The 19,108-nt window shown below is 67.1% G+C and carries 13 protein-coding genes; 12 read left to right on the top strand and 1 reads right to left on the bottom strand.

The features are described 5' to 3' along the window. Positions 1–36: 36 nt before the first annotated feature. From ACZK13_RS00420 to ACZK13_RS00410, 3 genes are all read left to right on the top strand, one after another. A complete protein-coding gene (locus ACZK13_RS00420) occupies positions 37–3,723 on the top strand; it encodes an indolepyruvate ferredoxin oxidoreductase family protein (RefSeq protein ID WP_253143520.1) in 3,687 nt (1,228 codons plus the stop codon). 157 nt (positions 3,724–3,880) lie between these two features. After that, positions 3,881–4,138, top strand: a complete 258-nt coding sequence (locus ACZK13_RS00415) for a helix-turn-helix domain-containing protein (RefSeq protein ID WP_004134030.1) — start codon at positions 3,881–3,883, stop codon at positions 4,136–4,138. A gap of 3 nt (positions 4,139–4,141) precedes the next feature. Next, positions 4,142–5,464 carry a type II toxin-antitoxin system HipA family toxin gene (locus ACZK13_RS00410; RefSeq protein WP_125893040.1) on the top strand — a complete coding sequence of 441 codons (1,323 nt, stop codon included), beginning with the start codon at positions 4,142–4,144 and terminating at the stop codon, positions 5,462–5,464. Here ACZK13_RS00410 and ACZK13_RS00405 read toward each other — a convergent pair whose 3' ends face one another. Beyond that, on the bottom strand, positions 5,465–6,079 hold the full coding sequence (locus ACZK13_RS00405) for a DUF938 domain-containing protein (protein WP_125893039.1): 615 nt from the start codon (positions 6,077–6,079) through the stop codon (positions 5,465–5,467). Between the two features lie 575 nt (positions 6,080–6,654). Here ACZK13_RS00405 and ACZK13_RS00400 point away from each other — a divergent pair. From ACZK13_RS00400 to ACZK13_RS00360, 9 genes are read left to right on the top strand one after another with little or no spacing between them, the layout of a single operon-like run. Further along, positions 6,655–8,286, top strand: a complete 1,632-nt coding sequence (locus ACZK13_RS00400) for a TldD/PmbA family protein (protein WP_253143519.1) — start codon at positions 6,655–6,657, stop codon at positions 8,284–8,286. Between the two features lie 30 nt (positions 8,287–8,316). Continuing rightward, positions 8,317–9,951, top strand: coding sequence for a TldD/PmbA family protein (locus tag ACZK13_RS00395; protein ID WP_032128710.1), 1,635 nt, complete (start codon positions 8,317–8,319; stop codon positions 9,949–9,951). A gap of 21 nt (positions 9,952–9,972) precedes the next feature. Continuing rightward, positions 9,973–11,307 carry a TldD/PmbA family protein gene (locus tag ACZK13_RS00390; RefSeq protein ID WP_053509475.1) on the top strand — a complete coding sequence of 445 codons (1,335 nt, stop codon included), beginning with the start codon at positions 9,973–9,975 and terminating at the stop codon, positions 11,305–11,307. After that, on the top strand, positions 11,307–12,014 hold the full coding sequence (locus ACZK13_RS00385; protein ID WP_125893037.1) for a DUF4159 domain-containing protein: 708 nt from the start codon (positions 11,307–11,309) through the stop codon (positions 12,012–12,014). Before ACZK13_RS00390 ends, ACZK13_RS00385 begins: the two co-directional genes overlap by 1 nt. A gap of 16 nt (positions 12,015–12,030) precedes the next feature. Next, a complete protein-coding gene (locus ACZK13_RS00380; RefSeq protein WP_004134018.1) occupies positions 12,031–13,014 on the top strand; it encodes an AAA family ATPase in 984 nt (327 codons plus the stop codon). A gap of 7 nt (positions 13,015–13,021) precedes the next feature. Next, positions 13,022–13,918, top strand: a complete 897-nt coding sequence (locus ACZK13_RS00375) for a DUF58 domain-containing protein (protein WP_125893035.1) — start codon at positions 13,022–13,024, stop codon at positions 13,916–13,918. Next, on the top strand, positions 13,915–15,042 hold the full coding sequence (locus ACZK13_RS00370; protein WP_253143518.1) for a BatA domain-containing protein: 1,128 nt from the start codon (positions 13,915–13,917) through the stop codon (positions 15,040–15,042). Before ACZK13_RS00375 ends, ACZK13_RS00370 begins: the two co-directional genes overlap by 4 nt. After that, complete coding sequence (locus ACZK13_RS00365) at positions 15,039–17,207, top strand: hypothetical protein (RefSeq protein WP_478482144.1); 2,169 nt, start codon at positions 15,039–15,041, stop codon at positions 17,205–17,207. Before ACZK13_RS00370 ends, ACZK13_RS00365 begins: the two co-directional genes overlap by 4 nt. Beyond that, positions 17,204–19,012 carry a hypothetical protein gene (locus ACZK13_RS00360; protein WP_253143516.1) on the top strand — a complete coding sequence of 603 codons (1,809 nt, stop codon included), beginning with the start codon at positions 17,204–17,206 and terminating at the stop codon, positions 19,010–19,012. The genes ACZK13_RS00365 and ACZK13_RS00360 overlap by 4 nt, the downstream gene beginning before the upstream one ends. The last annotated feature ends 96 nt before the right edge of the window (positions 19,013–19,108 follow it).

The following is a 19,108-nucleotide window of genomic DNA, read 5'->3' as shown; positions in this document are numbered from 1 at the left end:
ACGCGGCCGGTGCCAGCCGATCCTACCGGGCCAGCCATGACCAGTACCGCGCAACTCACTTCGCCCTCGTCCGCCGACCTGCTCGACCGTGATTACACGCTCGACCACAAGTACACCCGCAGCGAGGGGCGGATCTATCTGAGTGGCGTGCAGGCGCTGGTGCGGCTGCCGCTGATGCAGCGGCTGCGCGACGCCGCCGAAGGCATCGACAGCGCCGGCTTTGTCAGCGGCTACCGTGGCAGCCCGCTGGGTGGCTTCGACCTGGAGCTGTGGCGCGCGCGCAAGCACCTTGAAGCAGCCAAGGTGAAGTTCACCCCGGGCCTGAACGAGGACCTGGGCGCCACCATGGTGTGGGGCACGCAGCAGACCAACCTGTTCCCCGGCGCCAACGTGCAGGGCGTGTTCGGCATGTGGTACGGCAAGGGCCCGGGCGTGGACCGCTGCGGCGACGTGTTCAAGCACGCCAATGCCGCCGGCACCTCGCGCTACGGCGGCGTGCTGGCGCTGGCTGCCGACGACCATGCCTGCCGCAGCTCGACGCTGCCGCACGGCAGCGAGGACGAATTCGTCAGCGCGATGATGCCGGTGCTGAACCCGGCCGGCGTGCAGGACATCCTCGACATGGGCCTGCTGGGCTGGGCGATGAGCCGCTATACCGGCCGCTGGGTCGGCTTCAAGACGATCGCCGAGACGGTGGAATCGTCGGCCTCGGTCGAGGTCGACCCGATGGCGCGCCGCATCGTGCTGCCGGAAGACTTCGAGATGCCGTCGGGTGGTCTCAACATCCGCTGGCCGGACCCGCCGCTGGACCAGGAAATGCGCCTGCACCGCTATGCGGTGAAGGCGGCGCAGGCGTTTGCCCGCGCCAACGGCATCGACAAGGTGGTGATGGATGCGCCGCGCGCGCGGCTGGGCATCGTCACCACCGGCAAGAGCTATCTGGACGTGCTGCAGGCGCTGGAATACCTGGGCCTGGATGAAGTCGCGTGCGCCGACATCGGCATCCGCGTGTACAAGGTCGGCATGACCTGGCCGCTGGAACCGCAGGGCATCGCGCGCTTCGCGCAGGGCCTGGAAGACATCATCGTGGTGGAGGAGAAGCGTGCCTTCATCGAGCGCCAGATGAAGGAACAGTTCTTCAACTGGCCGGCCAGCTGGGGCCAGCGCCCGTCCATCGTCGGCAAGTACGACGAGAGCGGCGAATGGATCCTGCCGTCCACCGGTGAGCTGACGCCGGCCACCATCGCCGGCGTGATCGGCCGCCGCATCCAGAAGTTCTTCAACAACGAATCGATCGAGCAGCGCCTGCAGTGGATGCAGGAGAAGGAAGCCGAGCTTGCGTTGCCGCGCGCCAGCTTCCCGCGCGTACCGCACTACTGCTCGGGCTGCCCACACAACACCTCCACACAGGTGCCGGAAGGCTCGCGGGCGCTGGCCGGCATCGGTTGCCACTACATGGTGACCTGGATGGACCGCAGCACCGACACCTTCACTCACATGGGCGGCGAAGGCGTGACCTGGGCCGGGCAGGCGCCGTTCACCGACACCCCGCACGTATTCCAGAATCTGGGCGACGGCACCTATTTCCACAGTGGCTCGCTGGCGATCCGCCAGGCGGTCGCCGCCGGCGTCAACATCACCTACAAAATCCTCTACAACGACGCGGTGGCGATGACCGGCGGCCAGCCGGTGGACGGCCCGCTGAGCGTGCCCGACATCGCAAAGCAGATGCGCGCCGAAGGCATCCACACCATCGTGGTGCTGTCGGACAACATCGGCAAGTGGACCGGCCAGCGCGAGCACTTCCCCAGCGACGTCGAGTTCCACGACCGCAGCGAGCTGGATGAGGTGCAGAAGCGCCTGCGCGAGGTGAAGGGTGTTTCGATCCTGATCTACGAACAGACCTGCGCCACCGAGAAGCGCCGCCGCCGCAAGCGCGGCAAGCTGGAAGATCCGCAGAAGCGCGTGCTGATCAATTCGCTGGTCTGCGAAGGCTGTGGCGACTGCGGCAAGAAGAGCTTCTGCGTGTCGGTGCTGCCGAAGGAAACCGAGTTCGGGCGCAAGCGCGAGATCGATCAGTCCAACTGCAACAAGGACTATTCCTGCGTGAACGGTTTCTGCCCGAGCTTCGTCACCGTGCACGGTGGCCAGCCGCGCAAGGGCAGCAAGCGCGATGCTTCCACCCTGCTGGACAACCTGCCGGCACCGGCCATCCGCGGCACCCTCGAACAGCCCTGGAACATCCTGATCACCGGCGTCGGCGGTACCGGCGTGGTGACCATCGGCGCGCTGCTGGGCATGGCCGGCCACCTGGAAGGCAAGGGTGCGACCGTGCTCGACCAGACCGGCCTGGCACAGAAGGGCGGCGCGGTGACCACGCACATCCGCATCGCCCGTCGTCCCGAAGACATCCACGCCGTGCGCATCGCCGCCGGTGAGGCTGACCTGGTGGTGGGCTGCGACATGGTGGTGGTCAACGACTACTGGGCCCTGTCGAAGGTGCGTGCCGGCCGTTCGCAGGTGGTGCTGAACACCTACGAAGCGATGCCCGGTACCTTCACCACCCGCCCGGACATGCAGTTCCCCGCCGCCGACATCGTGGCCGGTGTGCGCGTGGCGCTGGGCGGCCAGGAGCCGTTGCTGCTGGATGCCACCCAGCTGGCCACCGCGCTGCTGGGCGATGCGATCGCCGCCAACCTGTTCATTCTCGGCTATGCGTGGCAGCAGGGCCTGGTGCCGCTGTCGTTCGATTCACTGATGCGCGCCATCGAGCTCAACGGCGCCGCCGTGGCGATGAACCAGCAGGCCTTCGCCTGGGGCCGCCTGGCCGTGGTCGACCCGCAGGCCGTGCAGCAGGCCGCCGGCCTGGTGCGCAACCGCCACACCGATACCGAATCCACTCCGGGCCCGCTGCACCCGCTGCCGCCGGGCGAGTGGGAGGGCAACGAATGGGGTGCCACCGCCGCACCGCGCAACACCGGCGACGAACGCGAACTGCGTGGCCTGCCCTCGCACGGTGGCGATGTTGCGTTCCTGCCGCTGGACGACGCCCGCCTGTCGCGCTCGCTGGATGAAATGATCGAGCGCCGCGCCGCGTTCCTGGTCGAGTACCAGGACGCTGCCTACGCCAACCGCTACCGCAGCCTGGTCGAGCGCGTGCGCGCCGCCGAAGCCGACCGCATCGGCAGTTCCACCGCGCTGACCGAGACCGTAGCCCGTTACCTGTTCAAGCTGATGGCCTACAAGGACGAGTACGAAGTGGCCCGCCTGTATACCAGTGGCGACTTCCAGCGCCGCCTGCAGCAGCAGTTCGAGGGCGATTACCAGCTGCGCTTCCACCTGGCACCGCCGCTGTTCGCCAAGAAGGACGAGCAGGGCCGGTTGCTGAAGAAGGAATACGGCCCGTGGATGTTCAAGGCCTTCGGCCTGCTGGCCAAGCTGAAGTTCCTGCGTGGTGGCCGCTTCGACGTGTTCGGACGCACCGAGGAACGCCGCATGGAGCGCAAGCTGATCGGCGATTACGAGGCCACCGTGCAGCTGCTGCTGGACGGCCTGGATGACGACCGTCTGGCGCTGGCGGTGGAGATCGCCAGCGTGCCCGAGCACATCCGCGGCTTCGGCCACGTCAAGGAAGCGCATTTCGAGCAGGCCAAGGCGCGCGAAGCCGCCCTGCTGGCGCAGTGGCGGAACCCAAAGGCGCTGCACATCGTGCAGGTGGCTTGAGCACCGCTGGCGGCGCGAAAGCAACCTATTGATTGCATATTGAGATAGCAATCGATAGGTTGCCTCCAGCGAAGGAAAGAGATAGGTTGCTTGTCGTAATGCAACCTATCCTTTGCGTACACGTTCGCGTACGGTCACTTTCTAGGGGACTGCCGATATGGACAGGCCGCTGCACACGGTGAGGACACCTCAACAACTGGCACCGCTGATGCGTGCGTTCAGGCGCCAGGCGGGCCTGAGCCAGGCGCAGTTGGCGGCACAGCTCGGCATAAGCCGCCAGGCAGTAGGCGCATTGGAGCGCGACCCGGCATCGGCAAGCTTCGAACGGCTGATGCGGGTCTGGGCAGTGCTGGGTCTGGAAGTCAGATTGCAGCAGCGAAGCCCCCCGGAGACAACGTCAACGTTGGAGTGGTGAGCCATGGGTACGCTGCGGGTCTGGATGAATGGTGTCGAGGTCGCGCTCTGGGATGATGTCCGGAGCGGCTCTTCCCGGCTTTCGTACGTCGACTCGTGGATCAGCTCCGCCCAGTCCCGGCCGTTGTCACTCTCACTGCCCCTGCTCCCGGAGGGTGAGAGCCATCGGGGCAATGTCGTCAACAACTACTTCGACAACCTTCTTCCCGACAACGCCGTCATCCGCAACCGGATCCGCGACAGGTTCTCCACGCGCAGCAGCGACACATTCGATCTTCTCGAAGCCATTGGCCGGGATTGCGTCGGCGCAGTGCAACTGCTGCCGCTTTCGCATACACCGGGGGACATCCAGCAGATTACGTGCGAAGCGTTGGACGAATCAGGCGTCGCTGCGATCCTGCGTCAGGTGACGGCAGGGAATCTACCTGGCGCACCCACCAGTGATGATGCGTTCCGCATATCCATCGCCGGTGCGCAGGAGAAGACGGGACTTCTGCTGCATGCTGGCCAGTGGTGCATTCCCACCGGCAGTACCCCATCCACCCATATCTTCAAGCTGCCGCTTGGCATTGTGGGCAACATGCGGGCGGACATGCACCAATCCGTCGAGAACGAATGGCTGTGCATGCAACTGCTTTCCGCCTTTGGAATCCCCGTTGCGAATACGCAGATGGGACGCTTCAAGGACGAACGCGCGCTTATTGTGGAGCGATTCGACCGCCGCCTTTCTGCGGATCGCCGGTGGTGGCTGCGGCTGCCGCAGGAAGACATGTGCCAGGTCTTCGGTCTGCCCGCTGCCAGGAAGTATGAATCCGGTGGCGGCCCAGGCATCGTGACCATCATGGATCTGCTTCGACAATCCGAGCATTTCGAGGATCGGGCGACCTTCTTCAAGACGCAGATTCTTTTCTGGATGTTGGCTGCAACCGATGGACATGCCAAGAACTTCAGTGTTTACCTCGAAGCCGGTGGACGCTTCCGCCTGACACCCGTCTACGACGTATTGTCGGTGCATCCCATCCTGGGTAGGGGGCCAAACCAGCTCGACCCGCGGAATGCACAGCTCGCCATGTCCGTCCAGGGCAAGAATCGCCACCGGAAGCTGCACCTTGTGCGACGACGCCATTGGAACGAAACCGCACGCGCCTGTGGTATCGCTGATGGTGCGGAGCCGTGGATCGAAGCGCTGATCGCAGCCGTCGAACCCGCCATCGAGCAGGTCACGCGTCAGCTCCCAAGTGATTTCCCCGTAAACGTGTCCGAACCCATTTTCAACGGGCTGCGCGCTGCGGCGGCACGCCTTTCCAGCATGTCGCCGGACGCCTGATCACCCCAGCCGCCACAGCAGCAACCGGTTGTTGGCCGGCATCGCCACATCACCCAGGCGGGTGAAGCCGTTGTCCGCCGCCAGCGCCTGCACCGCTTCCACATCGCGGATGCCGCTGCGTGGATCACGCGCCTTAAGCCAGGCATCGAACTGCGCGTTGCTGTCGCTGGTGTAGCGGCCGCCGTAGTTGAACGGGCCGTATACCGCCAGCAGCGCACCATGCCGCAGCACCGATGGCAGCGCGGCGAACAGCGCCTGCACATGCTCCCAGCTCATGATGTGCAACGTGTTGGCGCTGAATGCGGCATCGAACGTGCTGCCCTCGGGCAACGACAGGCCCGACGCCGGAGGTAGTTCCACCTGCAGTGCCACCGGCGGCAGCAGATTGAGCAGCGCGGCCTCCGCACGCCAGGCCTCGATGCCCGGCAGATGGTCCGGATGATCGCTAGGCTGCCAGCGCAGCCAGGGCCAGCGCTCGGCGAAGAACGCCGCGTGCTGGCCGGTGCCACTGCCGATCTCCAGCACCCGATGACGGTCGCCCATCCACGGGTCGAGTGCGGTGGCGATGGGTTCGCGGTTGCGCTCGCAGGCTTCTGAATACGGCTTGCTCGACATCAGGGACGGTGTCCAGGCGGGGTCGGCCCCATTGTGCACGAGGGGGTGTTGCTCGGCAGGGCTTCGGCGCCCTGCACCCGCCGAAGCCGGAGCAACAGCAACAGCCAAAGCAACTGCAACAGCGGGCTTCCTGGGGGATGGCGGGGTGGGTCCGGTTGCGGGGGACGCCGTGAATCCATCCATGGAGGCTCGGTCGCGCCATCCATGGCGCTCACGCCCCCGCAACCGGACCCACCCCGCCTTCGACAGTTTTCTGCGGTCTGTCGGAACGGCTCTGACCCCGGATACATTTCGATATCTGACAGACGTGTCGACCAAGGTCGACACCTACAGGGACGTACTTGCGGCGTCCCCGCAGTCCGACACCGCCCCACCAACCCACGGAATGCCGCTCTGGCTTTGGCCGTTGCCGTTGCCGTTGCATTGAGCAGGTGCAGGGCTGCAAGCCCTGCCGAAACCCACCCAACCATGACTGCAGTCACTTGCCCGGACGCGCCGCGCTGGCGAAAGTCGAGGAGTTGACGTGATCGGTCCGGCCCGTTGCCAACCGCACGCAAGCGAGAGAGAGAAACGCTGTGCAACGACGTGAGTTCCTGGCTTTTTCCGGTCTGGGCCTGGCGGGCCTGCTGCTGCCGCATTCCCGTGCCATCGCCGCCGAGCAGCTGCTCGCCCCGGTCGATACCGCCCAGCGCAGACGCCTGGCGGACGTTGCGCTCGCCGCCGCACGCACCGCCAAGGCCAGCTACTGCGACGTGCGCATCGGCCGCTATCTCAACCAGTCGGTCATCACCCGCGAGCACCAGGTCGGCAATGTGACCAACCGCGAATCGTCCGGTGTCGGCGTGCGGGTGATCGTCAACGGCGCCTGGGGCTTTGCCGCTACCCACCAGCAGACCGAGGCTGCCGTGCGCGCGGCGGTCGAGCAGGCCGCAGCGATCGCCCGCGCCAACGCCGGCATCCAGACCCGGCCGGTGCAGCTGGCACCGACGCCGTCGGTGGGCGAGGTGCGCTGGCAGACCCCAGTGCGCAGGAACGCGATGACGGTGCCGATCCAGGACAAGGTCGAGCTGTTGCTGGCAGTCAACGCCGCCGCGCTGAATGCGGGCGCCGACTACATCAATTCCACCCTGTTCCTGGTCAATGAACAGAAGTACTTCGCCTCCAGCGACGGCTCGTTCATCGACCAGGACATCCATCGCATCTGGCTGCCGTTCACTGCCACCGCCATCGACAAGGCCAGCGGCAGGTTCCGCACTCGTGCCGGCCTGTCCTCGCCGATGGGCATGGGCTACGAGTTCCTTGATGGCGATGCGCGCGGCAAGGTGCAGCTGCCCGGTGGCATCACCGCCTACCGCGATTCCTACGACCCGGTCGAGGACGCCATCGCCGCCGCCCGCCACGCGCGCGAGAAGCTGAAGGCGCCGTCGGTGAAGCCGGGCAAGTACGACCTGGTGCTGGACCCGTCCAACCTGTTCCTGACCATCCACGAGAACGTTGGCCACCCGCTGGAGCTGGACCGCGTGCTCGGCTACGAAGCCAACTACGCCGGCACCAGCTTCGCCACGCTGGACAAGCGCGATGCCGGTTTCCGCTGGGGCAGCGACATCGTCACCTTCTTCGCCGACAAGACCCAACCGGGCAGCCTCGGTGCGGTCGGCTACGACGACGAAGGCGTGAAGACCCAGCGCTGGGATCTGGTGCGCGACGGCATCCTGGTCGATTACCAGGCCACCCGCGATGAGGCCCACATCCTCGGCCGCGATGCCTCGCATGGCTGCAGTTACGCCGATTCCTGGTCCAGCGTGCAGTTCCAGCGCATGGCCAACGTTTCACTGGCACCTGGCAAAAAGCCACTCAGCGTCGAGGACATGATCAAGGACGTGGAGAACGGCATCTACATCCACGGCCGCGGGTCGTACTCGATCGACCAGCAGCGCTACAACGCGCAGTTCGGCGGCCAACTGTACTACCAGATCAAGGACGGAAAGATCGCCGGCATGGTCGAGGATGCGGCCTACCAGATCCGCACGCCGGAGTTCTGGAACGCGTGCACTGCCATCTGCGACGAGCGTGACTTCCGCCTGGGTGGTTCGTTCTTCGACGGCAAGGGCCAGCCCGGCCAGGTCTCGGCGGTCTCGCACGGTTCGTCCACCACCCGCTTCAACGGCATCAACATCATCAACACCGCGCGCAGTCTCGGCGCTTGAGCCACCCATCCTTCGACATGGAGAGCAGCCTTGCAAAGACGTGACTTCCTGGCCCTGACCGGGCTTACCGCGGGCGGGCTGATCGTGCCCTCCTTCTTCGGCAAGGCGATTGCCGCCGAGCAACTGCAGAGCACGCTGGACCTAGGGCTGAAGAAGCGCCTGGCCGATGCAGCACTGGCCGCTGCCCGCCAGGCCGGTGCCACCTACTGCGACGTGCGCATCGGCCGCTACCTGCGGCAGTTCGTGATCACCCGCGAGGACAAGGTGCAGAACGTGGTGAACACCGAGTCCACCGGTGTTGGCATCCGCGTGATCGTCAACGGTGCGTGGGGCTTCGCCGCCACCAATGCGCTGGGTACGGCCGATGTAGCCAAGGCCGCGCAGCAGGCCGCAGCAATCGCCAAGGCCAATGCCGGCGTGCAGACCGCACCGGTACAGCTGGCCAAGGCGCCGGGCGTGGGTGAGGTGAGCTGGCGCACGCCTATCCGCAAGAATGCGATGGAAGTGCCGATCAAGGACAAGGTCGGCCTGCTGCTGGACGTCAACGCTGCGGCGATGGGCGCCGGTGCCAGCTTCGTCAACTCGATGCTGTTCCTGGTCAACGAGCAGAAGTACTTCGCCTCCACCGATGGTTCCTATATCGACCAGGACGTGCACCGCATCTGGGCACCGATGACGATCACCGCCATCGACAAGTCCAGCGGCAAGTTCCGTACCCGCGAAGGCCTGTCCTCGCCGATGGGCCTGGGCTACGAGTATCTGGACGGCGCGGCTGCCGGCAAGGTGGTCAGCCCGAATGGCGTGGTCAACTACAGCTCTTCCTACAACATGAAGGAAGATGCCATCGCCGCCGCCAAGCAGGCGCAGGAGAAGCTGAAGGCCCCGTCCGTTAAGCCGGGCAAGTACGATCTGGTGCTCGACCCGTCGCACACCTGGCTGACCATCCATGAGTCGATCGGCCACCCGCTGGAGCTGGACCGCGTGCTCGGCTACGAAGCCAACTACGCCGGCACCAGCTTCGCCACCCTGGACAAGCGCGAACAGCATTTCCAGTACGGCAGCGAACTGGTCAACATCTTCGCCGACAAGACCCAGCCGGGCAGCCTCGGTGCGGTGGCGTACGACGATGAAGGCGTGAAGTGCAAGCGCTGGGACCTGATCAGCAACGGCAAACTGGTGGATTACCAGACCATCCGCGACCAGGCCCACATCCTCGGCAAGACCGAGTCCGACGGCTGCTGCTACGCCGACTCGTGGTCCAGCGTGCAGTTCCAGCGCATGGCCAACGTGTCGATGGCACCGGGCAAGAAGCCGCTGAGCGTGCCGGACCTGATCAAGGACGTGGAGAACGGCATCTACATCATCGGTGATGGTTCGTTCTCGATCGACCAGCAGCGCTACAACGCGCAGTTCGGCGGCCAGCTGTTCTACGAGATCAAGAACGGCCAGATCACCCGCATGCTGGAAGACGTGGCCTACCAGATCCGCACACCGGAGTTCTGGAACGCCTGCACCGCCGTGGCCGACGAGCGCGACTACCGCCTGGGCGGTTCGTTCTTCGACGGCAAGGGCCAGCCGGGCCAGGTTTCGGCGGTCTCGCACGGTTCGTCGACTGCGCGCTTCAACGGCATCAACGTCATCAACACCGCACGCAGCCTCGGCTGATCGGTCAGGAGCCCTTACACCATGAGTATCTTCACCGAAGCCCAGGCCAAGGCCATCCTCGACAAGGTCATCGCCCTGTCCAAGGCCGACGAATGCACCGCCGTGCTGGCCGGCGCGATCAGCGGCAACATCCGTTTCGCGCTGAACAACGTCTCCACCAGTGGCATCGTCGACAACACCGAGCTGGCGGTCACCGTCGCCTTCGGCAAGCGCGTCGGCACGGCCTCGATCAACGAGTTCGACGACGCCGCGCTGGAACGCGTGGTGCGCCGTGCCGAAGACCTGGCGCGCCTGGCGCCGGAGAACCCGGAGTTCATGCCGGCCATCGGCAAGCAGAGCTATCGCGCCAGCCCGACCTTCAGCGAATCCACTGCAGCGATCGATCCGGCGTTCCGCGCCAAGGTCGCCGCCGATTCGATCGCCCCGTGCCGTGGCCACGGCCTGATCGCCGCCGGCTTCCTCGAAGACGGCCAGGGCTTCCAGGCCACCGCCAACAGCAACGGCAACTTCGCCTACCAGCGCACCACCAACTTCGATTACACCTGCACCGTGCGTACCGAAGATGGCCGCGGTTCGGGCTGGGTCGGCCGCAACCTGAAGGATGCGGCCGACTTCAAGGCCGACCAGGACATCCGCATCGCCATGCGCAAGGCCACCGAATCGGCCGAAGCCAAGGCGCTGGAGCCGGGCAAGTACACGGTCATCCTGGAGCCCGCCGCGGCCGCCGGCCTGATCAGCTTCATGATGAACTTCTTCAGCGCACGCTCGGCCGATGAAGGACGCAGCTTCCTGTCGAAGAAGGGCGGCGGCAACAAGCTGGGCGAGCAGGTCTACGACCCGCGCGTGACCATGATTGCCGACCCCTGGCATCCGGATGCACCGGTGCTGCCGTGGGACGGCGAAGGCATGCCGCGCGAACGCATGGCGATCATCGAGAACGGCAGGATCGCCAACCTCGACTACTCGCGCTTCTGGGCGCAGAAGCAGGGCAAGACCGCCAAGGCCACGCCGGGCAACCTGCTGATGAGCGGTGGCGACAAGAGCACCGCCGAGCTGGTGCGCGGTACCCAGAAGGGCATCCTGGTCACCCGTACCTGGTACATCCGCATGGTTGATCCGCAGACCGTGCTGCTGACCGGCCTGACCCGCGACGGCACCTTCTACATCGAGAACGGCCAGATCAAGCACCCGGTGAAGAACTTCCGCTTCAACGAATCGCCGGTGATCATGCTCAACAACATCGAAGAGCTGGGCAAGCCGGTGCGCGTGGCCGGTGATGAATCCAGCTACGTGATGATGATCCCGCCGATGAAGCTGCGCGATTTCACCTTCACCTCGCTGTCCGACGCGGTCTGATGGATCGCCGGGCCTGCCTGCGCTGGTTGGCCGCTGCCGCTTCGGCGGCGGTGCTGCCGGCCTTGGCGCAGTCAGGCCCGCGCAGTTCGCGCTACGACTTCTGGTTCACCCGCCTGCAGTACGACTCCGGCGATTGGGATGTGGACGCGCGCATGCCGTCCAACCTGATCACCTCGCTGATTGACTACACCTCGCTGCGCGTGGATCCGCAGGAACACGTGGTGGCGCTGGCCGACCCGCGCATGCTGGAAGCGCCGTTCTGCTACCTGGCCGGGCACACACTGGTGGAGTTCAACGCCGCCGAGCGGCAGAACTTCGTGCGCTACGTGCGCAATGGCGGCTTCGTCTTCGTCGACGACTGCAACCATGATATCGACGGCCTGTTCGCCACCTCGTTCGAGGCGCAGATGGGTCGCCTGTTTGGACCGAAGGCATTGCAGAAGCTGCCCAACAGCCACGCGCTGTACCGCAGCTTCTTCCGCTTCCCCGATGGGCCACCGGCCACCAGCTTCGAGCTCAACGGCTGGGGCGACGACCTGGTGCACGACTACCTGAAGGGCATCGAGGTCGACGGCCGCCTGGGCCTGCTCTACAGCAACAAGGACTACGGCTGCGAGTGGGACTACGACTGGCGCAACAAGCGTTTCCTGGCCGAAGACAACACCCGCTTCGGCGTCAACATCGTGATGTACGCGTTGAACAATTGATAGGACCTGCACGCCCATGACCACCGCTGACCTCGACTCCCTGCTGCCGCGCCTGCACGATCTGCGCGCTGCGCTCGCACGCGCGGTGGTTGGCCAGAACACCGTGGTCGAGCAGCTGCTGATCGGCCTGCTGGCCGGCGGCCACTGCCTGCTGGAAGGCGCCCCGGGACTGGGCAAGACCCTGCTGGTGCGCTCGCTCGGGCAGGCGCTGGAACTGCAGTTCCGGCGCGTGCAGTTCACCCCCGACCTGATGCCCAGCGACATCCTCGGTACGGAGTTGCTGGAGGAAGATCACGGCACCGGCCATCGCCATTTCCGCTTCCAGCAGGGCCCGATCTTCACCAACCTGCTGCTGGCCGACGAACTCAACCGTACCCCGCCCAAGACCCAGGCCGCGCTGCTGGAAGCGATGCAGGAGCGTACCGTCAGCTACGCAGGCACCACGTATGCACTGCCTGCACCGTTCTTCGTGCTGGCCACGCAGAACCCGATCGAGCAGGCCGGCACCTACCCGCTGCCGGAAGCACAGCTGGATCGTTTCCTGCTGCACGTGCTGGTGGATTACCCGAGCGAGGACGAAGAGCGGCAGATCCTGGAACAGACCACTGGCGGTGCCACCGACGCGGTGCCGAAGGTGATGGATGCCGAAGCGGTGATTGCCCTGCAGGCCGCGGTGCGCCAGGTGCATGTCAGCCCCGATGTGCTGGCCTGGATCACCCGCCTGGTGCGCGCCAGCCGTCCCGGCGAGGGCGCACCGGCAGCAATCAACCAATGGGTGAAATGGGGCGCTGGCCCACGCGCCGGGCAATCGCTGGTGCTGGCGGCGAAAGCACGCGCATTGCTGCAGGGCCGCTTCGCCGCCACCCGTGAGGATGTGCAGGCCTTGGCCGCGCCGGTGATGCGTCATCGCCTGCTGCTGTCGTTCGCCGCCGAGGCCGAGCAGAAGCGTGCCGACGACGTGGTCGCCGCCCTGCTGCAGGCCGTGCCGTTCCCGGGTTGAGCCACGCGTGAACGCAGGTGCCCCGCTGACGTTGCCACCGGAACTGCGTGCGCGCCTGCGCCTGCTGCGGTTGCGGCCGCGCCTGGCGAGCGGCGCAAGCGGCATCGGCCAGCACGCCAGCCGCAGCCGCGGTGCGGGCCTCGAATTCGCCCAGTACCGGGCCTACGAACCGGGAGACGAGCTGCGCCAGATCGACTGGAAGCTGTATGCACGCTCGGACCGCTTCTTCGTGCGCGAATCCGAACGCGAAAGCCCGATCACGGTCTGGCTGCTGCTCGATGCCACCGCCTCGGCCGGCCAGGCCGATCGCGCGGCACCGCAGCGCACGCGCCTGGACCACATGCGCGGCGTGGCCGCGTGCGTGGTGGAGCTGGCCCTGCAGCAGGGCGACCGTTTCGGCCTGCTGGCGATCAATGGCGATGGCCTGCAGCTGGTACCCGCAGCGAACGGCGCACGCCAGCGTGACCGCGTGCATCTGCAACTGCATGCCCTGCAGGCACGCGGCGGCTGGCCTGCGGCCGATCGCCTGCGCCCGCTGTGGGAGCGCGTGCGTCCGGGCGACCTGCTGCTGGCGATCGGTGATGGCTTCGACGAGGCCGGCATCGTGCTGCTGGAACAACTGGCCAGCGCGCGCCGCGAAGTGGCCCTGCTGCAGATCCTGACTGCCGACGAACGCGACTTCCCGTTCGACGCCGGCCATCGCTTCCGCGATCCGGAGACCGGCGAGGAACTGCTGGGCGATGGCGCGGCGATCCGCAGCGACTACCTGCAGCGCTTCGCTGGCGCACGCAACGCATTGCAGTCGCGCCTGCAGGCCAGTGGCATCGCCAGTGCCACCGGCTGGCTCGACCAGCCGCTGGATCAACCACTGCAGGCGCTGTTCGGGCGTGGGGGCGGTGCATGATCCTGCTGTTCCCGTTGGGCCTGGCCGCGCTCGCCGCAGGGCTGTTGCCGTTGTTGATCCACCTCGCCCGCCGCCATCCGTACACACCGCTGGATTTCGCCGCGCTGCGCTGGCTGCGCGCACAGATCCGGCCACGCCAGCGCATCCGCTTCGATGACTGGCCATTGCTGCTGGTGCGCCTGCTGTTGCTTGCCGCGCTGGCTTTGCTGCTGGCACGGCCTGCGTTGACCGGGCCCGTGCCGGCCTCCAGTGCATGGACGGTGGTGGCCCCGGGACTGGATGCCGCCGCACTGCGCGGTACCGCTGCGGATCGCAACTGGCACTGGCTGGCGCCCGGCTTCCCGGCCATTGATCAGGCGCCACCTGCAGCCAGTGCATCCCTGCCCAGCCTGCTGCGCGAACTGGACGCGCAGCTGCCCGTTGGCACCGCATTGACCGTGCACGTTCCCGATCCCCTGCCCGGCCTGGACGGCGCACGCCTGCAGCTGTCGCGCGAGGTGCAGTGGCGCCCGCAGCCGATGCCGGTCACTGCGCAACCGCGTGCCGCAACGTCGCCGCGCCTGCGCGTGCACAGCGATGCTTCGGCCGCTGCCCAGCACTGGTTGAATGCACTGCAGCGCGCGTGGGGCGTGCAGGCGCCGCTCGCTCCTCTGGTGGCGGATACCCTGCCCGAACGCGGCGAGATCGGCGTATGGAGCCGCAACGATGCACTGCCGGCGAACTGGCAGGCGTGGCTGCGCGACGGCGGTCGTGTCATGACTATGACTGCCGGCAAGCCTGCTGCCAGCGCCAGCATCCTGCTGCGCAACACCGAGGGCACCCCGCTGCTGTGGCAGCAACGCATCGGCCACGGTGTCCTGCTGTCTCTGCCCGGTGACTGGGACGCCTCAGGCAACGCTGCGCTGCGCGATCCGCAGTTGCCGCGTGCCCTGCTGCTGGCGCTGCAAGCGCCCCCTTCGCCGCGCCTCGGCGATGCAAGGGACCAGGCGCCCTATCGGTCTGCGTTGCCTGCGGCAACACCGCCGGTGCGGGAGCCAACCGCCTGGTTGCTGCTGACCATCGTGCTGCTGTTCGCGCTGGAGCGCTGGATGGCCAGCAGTCGCCGGCGCAGGGTGGCCACATGAACACTCTGCAGCACGCCTGGCAACGCGCACGCCGTCGCCGTGCACTCATTACCCTGCTGCTGGGCCTGCCGTGGGCGCTGGCCGCGACGACGCTGGCGCTGCGCCTGGCGGGCTTCGATATCGCCTGCGTGGTCGGCACGGTCAGCCTGCTCGCCTGCGCAGCGCTCGCCACGGCACGTTCCCGCCAGCTGGACCCGCAGTGGGTGCAGCGCCAGCTCGATGCCGGCGGTACCAGCGAGGACAGTGCCGATCTGCTGTTCGCCGATACGCTCACCCTCAATCCGCTGCAGCAGCGCCAGCGCGCGCGCGTGCTGGCCACGCTGGAACGCGCGATGCCGGAACTGCGTCCGCGCTGGCCGCGTGGGGCATTGGCGCTGTGCTGGATCGCAGGCCTGGCCATCGTTGCGCTGGCACTCGGCTGGCCGCGTTCGAATCCCGGTTCCGCGCCTGCTCGCACGTCGGCGCCAGGCAGCACGGCGTCCGCAGGCCCGCTGCAACTGCAGTCCAGTCGCCTGCGCATCGACGCACCGGCTTACACCGGGCAAGCCACGCTGACGCAGAGCACGCTGGATGCAAAGGTCGCCGCCGACAGCCAGCTGTCGTGGTCGTTGCGCTTCGACCACGCACCGGCCAAGGCATGGCTGCAGTTCCACGATGGTCGACGGCTGCCGCTGAGCGAGCGCGATGGGCAGTGGCAGGCACAGGATGTGGCGCGCACGCCGGTGCTGTACCGCGTGGTGAGCGAACCGGCGCTGGCCGAAACCCGCCTGTACCGGCTGGATGTTGTGGCCGACCGCGCGCCCAGCGTGCGCGTGCTGGAGCCGGCCGCCAGCCTGGTGCTGGGCACGCCCGGGCAACGGCAATGGGCGCTGCGCTTCGAGGCCAGCGACGATTACGGTGTCGCGGCGCAGGCAACGCTGTCGATCACCACCACCCAGGGCAGCGGTGAGAACATCACCTTCGTGAAGCGCAGCGTCACGCTTGCCGGCAGCGGCGAAGCCACCGCGCGGCGTTTCGCCCATACCCTTGATCTGGCTGCGCTGGGCGCACAGCCCGGCAACGATGTCATCGCCCAGCTGGAAGTGCGCGACAACCATGCGCCCACGCCGCAGACCGGACGCAGCAGCAGCGTGATCCTGCGCCTGCCCAGCGCCGAAGTCGCACTCGGTGCAGAGCTGGAAGGCCGCATCAAGAAGACCCTGCCTGCCTACTTCCGCAGCCAGCGGCAGATCATCATCGATGCCGAAGCGCTGATCCGGCAACGACGCAGCCTGGCCGCCGAGGACTTCGTGAAGCGCAGCGATGCGATCGGTATCGAACAGCGCATCCTGCGCCTGCGCTACGGCCAGTTCCTGGGTGAGGAAAGCGAAGGTGCGCCGAAGCCACCGCCGACCAGCGACCTGCCCACCAGCGATACGCCCGCCGCAGACGACCACGATCACGACGACGATCACGACCATGGCGCCGAGGCCGGAGCGCACGACGCGCATGGCCACGACCACGGCGGCAAGCCGGCCAATGCCGATACGCCGCCGGTGTTCGGCAGCGCCACCGACGTGCTCTCCGAGTACGGACACACCCATGACCACGCCGAGGCGGCCACTCTGCTCGATCCGCAGACCCGTGCCACGCTGAAGGCGGCGCTTGACCAGATGTGGTCGGCCGAAGGCGAGCTGCGCCAGGGCCGACCGGAGCAGGCATTGCCCTTCGCCTACAAGGCATTGGGCTTCATCAAGCAGGTGCAGCAGGCCGAGCGCATCTATCTGGCCCGGGTCGGGCCGGAACTGCCACCGATCGATGAAGGCCGCCGCCTCGGCGGTGATCGCGCTGGACTGGCCAGTCGGGAACTGCCGCTGGCCGCCCGCACCCCGCCCGATCCGGCCATCGTCGAAGCCTGGCAGCGTCTCGGCGACGACACCGGCGCGCCGGATCTGGATGCGCTCGCGACTTGGCAGCAGCGCAACGCGGCCTACCTGCCCGATGCACTCGATCTGGCTGCGGCCATCGAGCAGCTGCGCATCGAGCCCGGTTGCCAAGACTGTCGCCAGCGCCTGCGTGCACAGTTGTGGCGGGCGCTGCAGCGTCCGCTGCCGCAGGCGATGCGGCGCAGTGCCGCCGATGCGATGGGGCAGCGGTACCTTGATGCGCTGGAGGCGCAGCCATGAACGCCTCCGCTGTGGACCTGTGGATTGCACTGGCACTTGCCCTGATCGTGGTCATCGCCAGCGTGCGCCAGCTGCGTGGAAACACCGCCCACCCTGGCCGCCGGTGGATCGTGATCGCACTGCAGATCATCGTCGCCGCGCTGCTGTATTTCTGCCTGGTGCCGCCCACCCGCCAGCAACCCGCAGGCGGGCTGGTGGTCCTCGGAACCGATGCCGGCAAGGCCGGCGCGCTCCCGGCCAGCGAAGGCCCGCTGTTGCTTTTGCCCGAAGCTGCCGATATTTCCGGCGCACAGCGCGTTCCCGACCTGGCCACCGCGCTGCGCCAGCATCCGGCGTCCACACTGACACTGGTCGGTGCGGGCCTCGCCGCACGTGATCGCGACGCGGTGTTGCCGCCGGATGTACGTTGGCAGGCCGCACCGGAGCCGCGCGGCTGGATCGCGCTGCAACCACCGGCCGATGTCGCTCCCGGTGCTCGTTTTGACGTCCAGGCACAGGCGCGTGGCGCGGCCAAGGCGAAAGCAGAGCTGCTTGACCCCGCCGACAGCGTGGTTGATCGCACGGACGTTGCCGAGGACGGGCGCGTGAAGCTCAGCGGCATCGCCCGCGCCGAAGGCCGCAGCGTGTTCCAGCTGCGCCTGCTCGATGCCGACGGCCATGTGGTGGACAGCGTACCGGTGCCGCAGCAGACCCTGCCGGCCGCACCGCTGCGCCTGCTGGTGCGCGCCAGCGCGCCGGGCCCAGAGCTGAAGTACCTGCGGCGTTGGGCGGCCGATGCCGGCATCCGCGTGCAGGTGCAGGCCGATACCGGGGCGGGTGTCAGCGTGGGAGATGGCGCGGTCGCGCTGGATGCGGCGTCACTCGCGCGCAGCGATCTGCTGCTGCTGGACGAGCGCAGCCTGGCCGCATTGAGTGCCGGCCAGCTGGCTGCCATGCGCCAGGCGTTGCGCGAGGGACTGGGCGTGCTGGTACGCAGTGCGGGCGCACCTTCGGCCAGCGCGCGCCAGCGCCTGCAGGATATTGGTCTACCGGTGCAAGGCGATGGCAGCAGCCACGCCCTCGAACTTCCCGGCGACGGCGACAGCGCGGTCCTCGCTGCACGGCGTGGCCCGCTCGCCGCGGGTACGCTGCCGACCGGCTACGGCGAAGAGGCTGACCGCAGCTCGCACAATGCTCCCCTGCCTGCGCTGGAAGCACTCGCGCTGCAGGCACCGGGCAGCACCGCCCTGCTGCAGGATGGCACGGGCAAGGCTGTCGGTGGCTGGCGCGCTGCCGGCAAGGGCCGCATCGGCCTGCTGCCGCTGACCGACAGCTGGCGCTGGGTACTGGCCGGGCGCGACGACCGCCACGGCGAACTGTGGAGCGGCGTGGTGGCCACGCTGGCACGTGCACAGGGCAGCGCTGATGCGCTGTGGTCACCGCAACCGATCGGCTGGGCAGGCGAACGACAGGCGCTGTGCGGTGTGCAGGCGCCGCTGCATGTCTTCAACAAGCGTGGCGACGATGTACCCCTGATCGTCGATGGCGCGACGTCGGCGCTGCGCTGCGCTGGCTGGTGGCCCCGCGAACCGGGCTGGCAGCGCCTGCAGCATGGCGGCAGCGTTGTCTGGCGCTATGTGTTCGACCCGAAGGATGCACCGACGCTGCATCGGCAGGCGATGATCGATGCGACCACACGTGCACTGGCTGCCAGCACGCCGGCAGACGCGTCAGTGATGCAACCCGTGTCAGGCCTACGCTGGCCGTGGTGGCTGGCGTTCGTGTTGTGCGCATCGCTGCTGTGGTGGCTGGAACGGCGACGCTGAGCCCATCGATTGGATCGCGGACAGCATCCACGCATGGCGTGGATCTACTGGCCGGTTGCCCTGGTAGATGCCAACCTTGGTTGGCGCCTTTCCGCG

The sequence above is a fragment of the Stenotrophomonas sp. 99219_Sma genome, assembly GCF_056480785.1.
This window is presented reverse-complemented; position numbering and strand designations above follow the sequence as displayed.

Bases quoted from the DNA above. Each gene is read 5' to 3' on its own strand.
- ACZK13_RS00365 (WP_478482144.1), top strand. From the start codon at position 15,039: ATGAACACTCTGCAGCACGCCTGGCAACGCGCACGCCGTCGCCGTGCA.
- ACZK13_RS00405 (WP_125893039.1), bottom strand. From the start codon at position 6,079: ATGTCGAGCAAGCCGTATTCAGAAGCCTGCGAGCGCAACCGCGAACCC.
- ACZK13_RS00360 (WP_253143516.1), top strand. From the start codon at position 17,204: ATGAACGCCTCCGCTGTGGACCTGTGGATTGCACTGGCACTTGCCCTG.
- ACZK13_RS00380 (WP_004134018.1), top strand. From the start codon at position 12,031: ATGACCACCGCTGACCTCGACTCCCTGCTGCCGCGCCTGCACGATCTG.
- ACZK13_RS00370 (WP_253143518.1), top strand. From the start codon at position 13,915: ATGATCCTGCTGTTCCCGTTGGGCCTGGCCGCGCTCGCCGCAGGGCTG.
- ACZK13_RS00420 (WP_253143520.1), top strand. From the start codon at position 37: ATGACCAGTACCGCGCAACTCACTTCGCCCTCGTCCGCCGACCTGCTC.
- ACZK13_RS00390 (WP_053509475.1), top strand. From the start codon at position 9,973: ATGAGTATCTTCACCGAAGCCCAGGCCAAGGCCATCCTCGACAAGGTC.
- ACZK13_RS00385 (WP_125893037.1), top strand. From the start codon at position 11,307: ATGGATCGCCGGGCCTGCCTGCGCTGGTTGGCCGCTGCCGCTTCGGCG.
- ACZK13_RS00415 (WP_004134030.1), top strand. From the start codon at position 3,881: ATGGACAGGCCGCTGCACACGGTGAGGACACCTCAACAACTGGCACCG.
- ACZK13_RS00410 (WP_125893040.1), top strand. From the start codon at position 4,142: ATGGGTACGCTGCGGGTCTGGATGAATGGTGTCGAGGTCGCGCTCTGG.